This is a genomic window from Nonomuraea sp. K271, from assembly GCF_009908215.1.
Taxonomy (GTDB): Bacteria; Actinomycetota; Actinomycetes; order Streptosporangiales; family Streptosporangiaceae; genus Nonomuraea; species Nonomuraea longispora.
Window position 1 is genome coordinate 1 of record NZ_JAAAHR010000302.1, and the last position, 5,016, is coordinate 5,016.

General features: G+C 69.4%; 4 protein-coding genes. All 4 read left to right on the top strand.

The annotated features are described in order from the left end of the window. Positions 1-461 precede the first annotated feature (461 nt). Entirely contained in the window at positions 462-683 is a 222-nt protein-coding gene (locus GUY59_RS45930) for an MbtH family protein (protein WP_138208644.1), read from the top strand. Between the two features lie 95 nt (positions 684-778). Then, positions 779-2,563 (top strand): AfsR/SARP family transcriptional regulator, encoded by a 1,785-nt coding sequence (locus GUY59_RS45935; protein WP_161715091.1) that lies wholly within the window; start codon positions 779-781, stop codon positions 2,561-2,563. A gap of 109 nt (positions 2,564-2,672) precedes the next feature. Further along, a complete protein-coding gene (locus GUY59_RS45940; RefSeq protein ID WP_138208642.1) occupies positions 2,673-3,968 on the top strand; it encodes a MupA/Atu3671 family FMN-dependent luciferase-like monooxygenase in 1,296 nt (431 codons plus the stop codon). Between the two features lie 17 nt (positions 3,969-3,985). Beyond that, positions 3,986-5,016: AMP-binding protein (locus tag GUY59_RS45945; RefSeq protein WP_161715092.1), on the top strand; the 1,031-nt coding region annotated here is incomplete at its 3' end.

Genomic DNA, 5,016 nt, shown 5'->3' on the forward strand with positions numbered 1-5,016 from the left:
CCTGTTCGCACACTGGGCTTACATGACCGAGTTCTGACGGACTGGATGAGACGAGCGGAGTGACGAGAGATCGTCACGCTCCGTTCTGTGGGAGCCCGGAGGTGAGACTCCTCCGGGCCACCCGGCGGGTGGCATTCCTTGGCCGTTCCTATTTTACATCCGATTTGCGAGCTGACGTTTTGGATGGTCGCAACCCGCAGAAGGGTTTGATCAGGCACTCGACCCGTGATGATCGTCCCGAGAACGGATTCCGGGAGGGGCTCAGTCGCCGTACCGCACTGTCCCGTGAACAGCTGAACCTCAGGTCATGTCCCTTCTTTCGGTGACGTGAACAGCGCGGCACGGGAAACGAACATGGAGAGGCGGCCACGTTTTCGACGCATCGCCGTCCACATGAGGTCGTGCACGAGTTCCCGTAGGTGGCGTAGTGGTGACGGCAGCGGGTGAAAGAGTCAGCAAGGATGTTCAACGAAGATGGCAATCAGGTCTACGACGTTGTAGTCAACGACGAAGAGCAGTACTCCATCTGGCCCGTCGACCAGCAGATACCTGAGGGCTGGCGGTCTGTTGGAGTGTCCGGCGTAAAGCAGGACTGCCTGGACTACATCGATGAGGTGTGGACGGATTTGCGGCCCCTGAGCTTGCGGCGCGCCATGGAGAGCAAGACTGATGGCGCGCGATGAGCATGAGATCCGGCCCGATCATGTCGGCTGAGCCTGCCTCCTCGCGAGAGCGGCCTACGGTGCTCCTTCTGGGGCCCGTGGGAGTCTGCGGGCCGATGGGCACGTTCGCTGCTCCGCCGGCCAGGGCGCGTGTCCTGCTGGCAGGTCTGGCACTCGCCGACATGAAGATCGACTCCTTGGCGTTGTTCCGCCTCGGGTGGGGTGCGGAGGCCAACCCCAGGTCTGGAGCCGTCGTCCAGGTGGCCGTCCATCGGCTGCGGGCTTGGCTCGCTCACGCGACGGATAACCTCGTGACGGTCATCAGCGAGGGCGGCGGCTACGCGCTCCGCTATGCCTCGGGCGCGATGTCCGACGCGCACAAATTCCAGCAGCTCGTGGACGAGGCCCGCAGCTGTCCAGCGGAAGCGCCGGAGCGGGTGCAGTTGCTCGAGCAGGCACTGGCACTGTGGCGCGGACCGTTGCTGGGTGACGTACCGAGCGATCGCCTGGACGTTGCGGTCGTCGAACGACTCCTCCAGCAGCGGCGGTGGGCCGAAGCCGATTGCGCCGAGGCACTGCTGGCGCAAGGAGCCGCTCGGCGCGCGCTCGACATCCTGGAACCCGCCGCACGACGGCAGCCGCTCGACGAATGGGTGCTGGCGCTGCTGGTCGAAGCGCTTTGTGTCACTGGGCAGCAAGCTGCCGCGCTGACCGCCTACGACACAGTACGGCGGAGGCTGCGCGACGAGCTCGGCATCGATCCTGGCGACCGCTTGCGTGCCGCCTACCTGCGATTGCTGCGGCGTTCGGCTTCGGCGAGCGAGCCCACGGCTGCCTCCGGCGCCGACCGTCCCGTCCGGACGATGACGCCTGTGCCCGCGCAGCTGCCACCGGCCGCACGGCGGTTCAGTGGTCGTGAGCCGCAGCTTCGGATGCTGAACGGGCTTCTTGAGGAGTCGATCCCCGAGACGGCGATCGCGCTCATCACCGGTATGGCGGGCGTCGGCAAGACGGCTTTGGCCGTGCGGTGGGCGCACCGCGTCCGTGACCGGTTTCCTGACGGCCAGCTCTTCCTCAACCTCGGCGGCCACTCCGCCGTCGGGCCGATGTCGGCGGCCGACGGACTGGCCCGATGCCTGCGGGCACTCGGCACGTCGGCCGACCAGGTGCCCGCCGATCAGGAGGAGGCGGCGGCCGTGTACCGATCGCTGCTTGCCGACCGCCGCGTGCTGGTGGTCCTGGACGACGCCCGCCAGGTCGGGCAGGTGCGGCCGCTGCTGCCCGCGGGACCGGGGAGTCTGGTCATCGTCACCAGTCGTGAGCGGCTGCTCGGCCTGATCGCCCACGACGGCGCGCGGACGGTCGAGCTCTCCCCGCTGGCGCCGGACGAGGGACGCGCGTTGCTGATCGACGCTCTGGGAGCCGAGCGCGTCGAGGCCGAGCGTACGGCCGTGGACGCGTTGATCAGGACGTGCTCGGGGCTGCCGCTGGCGCTCGGGATCGTGGCGGCGAACCTGTCCGCGTGGAGCGGGAGCATCGCCGAATACCACGCCGAGCTGACCGAGAGGCGGCTGACGGCTCTGGAGGTGGTCGGTGACGAGCGTCAGGCGGTACGGCGGGCGCTCGACGCCTCGTTCGACGCGCTCCCACCGCGAGCTCAACGGCTGTTCGTGCTGCTCGGGCAGGAAGCCAAGCCGGTGGTGACCATCGAGTCCGCCGCGGCGCTGCTCGGCCGCTCGCCGAGGGCGGCCCGGCGGCTGATCCGGCGGCTGGCCTCCGCGCACCTGTTGCAGGAACGCCGGCCGGACGCCTACACGATGCACGACGTGCTCCGGTACTACGCCCAGGAGCAGGTGGCGCGGGTGGACGGACATCGAGCCGGCGGACCGGCCTACGCCTGATCTTCCGCCCAGCCGGTATCGCCATGCGACCCGGAGATCCCACCAGAGACCAGCCCCGTGCCGCCTCGCCGGAGGCGCGGGCCGGACGCAGGACGGAGTGGCAGACGGAATGCCCGATCTGGATGAGCTGACGCGCCGACTGGCGGCACTCCCGCCGGAACGGCGTGAGCAGGTCGAAAGCGAGCTGCGCCGGCGCGGGGTGGCCCTGCCGGAAGGACTGCGCGCGCCCTCCGGCTTCGCCAGGGAACCCACGCCCGGCGACGCGGGTCACCATGCGGTGCGGCGCGCGCCGGCGACGTTCAGCGTGTTCTTCTTCTCGGCGCAGTCGGGCGACGACACCGGCTACCGGTTGGTCATGGAGGCGGCCCAGCTCGCGGACCGGCGTGGTTTCGAGGCGGTCTGGACGCCCGAGCGTCACTTTCACTCCTTCGGCGGCCCGTATCCCGCCCCCGTCCTGCTGGCCGCCGCGCTCGCTCCGCAGACTGAACGCATTGGGCTGCGCGCCGGCAGCCTGGTCCTGCCGCTGCACGACCCCATCCGCGTCGCCGAGGAATGGGCGGTGGTCGACAATCTGTCCGGTGGCCGGGCCGGCATCGCCATGGCCTCCGGATTCCATCCGACCGACTTCGTGTTCGCGCCTGAGGCGTTCGCCCGCCGCCGTGAGGTGCTGAAGGAGCACTTCGACCGGGTACGCCGGCTGTGGCGCGGCGAACCGGTCCGGGTGCGCACCCCCGTGGGGGAGAGCGAGATCACCACCTACCCCCGACCTGTGCAGCCCGAACTGCCCATCTGGCTGACCGCCAGCGGCGAGAACGACAGCAGCTTCGAGGCGGCCGGCGAGCTGGGGGTCAACGTGCTGACGGCCCTGCTGAACCAGAACGTCGAGCAGCTTGAACGGCGCATCGCCCGCTATCGGGCGGTGCTGGCGGAACACGGCCACGACCCGGCGACCCGGAAGGTGACCGTGATGATCCACACCTTCGTCGGCGCCGACACGGCCGAGGTGCGCGAGATCGTCCGCGAGCCGTTCCGCGAGTATCTGCGTACGCATCTCGATCTCGCCCGTTCGCTGGCCGCCGGCCTCCACGCGGCAGAGGACATCAGCGACTACGCCGAACATGAGGACGACCTGCTCGAGTTCGGCTTCCACCGGTACGTGGACCATGCCTCGCTGATGGGGGATGCCCGGCATTGCGACCGCATGATCGATTCGCTGGAGGCGGCGGGTGTCGACGAGATCGCCGCGCTGATCGACTTCGGCGTGGCCCCTGACCTCGTGCTGGGCAGCCTGGAACGACTGGCGGAGCTGAGAGAGCGGCGGCTGCGGGACGCGTACGGCACCGTCGTCCCTTCTGAGACCGCACGTGGCGGGCCCGATGTGGGTGCGCACGACATGGGTGTATGACACGAGCGAGGTGTGACATGGGGACTCCCGCGGAGTGGTGGCCGATCCGTTCCTTCGCCGGCTGGGTGGCACGCAGGCCGGACTCCGTCGCGGTCGCCGACCGTGACGGCTCGCTCACCTATGCGGAGCTGGACGCCGACTCCGACCGACTGGCCTGGTTCCTGGCCGGACAGGGAATCGGCCCGGAGGACCTGATCGGCCTCTGGCTGGAACGGTCGGTGGATTTCGTCGTGGCGGTGCTCGCCGTGCTGAAGGCTGGGGCTGCTTACGTTCCGCTGGATGTCGCCCACCCTCCCGCCAGGCTGCGTGCGATGGCCGAGCGGAGCGGCCTGTCGCTGCTGCTGTCCCACAACGCGGGGCAGGACGTCCCGGACTGGGCGGATCATGTCGTGCCGCTGGAGACGGTTCTGACGGGCCGGCGGCCGGGCGGCCGGATCGGCCCGCCGCCGTGCGCGGCCCGCCCGGACGATCTCGCCTACGTCATTCACACCTCCGGCTCCACCGGCATGCCGAAGGGCGTGATGGTGACCCGTGGCGTCCTCGGCAACATGCTCCGGCACCACTGCGCCCGCAGCCTCCCTCACCTGCGGACCACCCTCCAGTACGCGCCCACGGTCTTCGACGTCTCCATCCAGGAGATCCTCGGCACGCTCGCCACAGGTGGCCGGCTGGTCGTCGTCCCGGAGGAGACCCGCAGGGACGTGCGCGCACTGCTCGACTTGGTTCGCAGGGAGCGTGCCGAGCAGTGGTTCATGCCCGCCGGCGTGCTCGAATGGGTGCTCGACGGGCTGCGTGCGGACGAGCGGGCGGCTGCCTCGCTGCGCGAGATCGTCCTCGCCGGCGAGCAGTTGAAGATCACTGACAGGCTGAGGGAACTGGCCGCCCGGCACGGCTGGGTGCTGCGCAACCAGTACGGCCCCTCGGAGACCCACGTCGTCACCGAGCACATTCTGGACGGCCACCCCGCTCGGTGGCCCGCTCTGCCTCCCATTGGTGAGCCCTTTCCCGATGTTGAAGTGCGGGTGGTTGGGGTGGGTGGGGTGGAGTG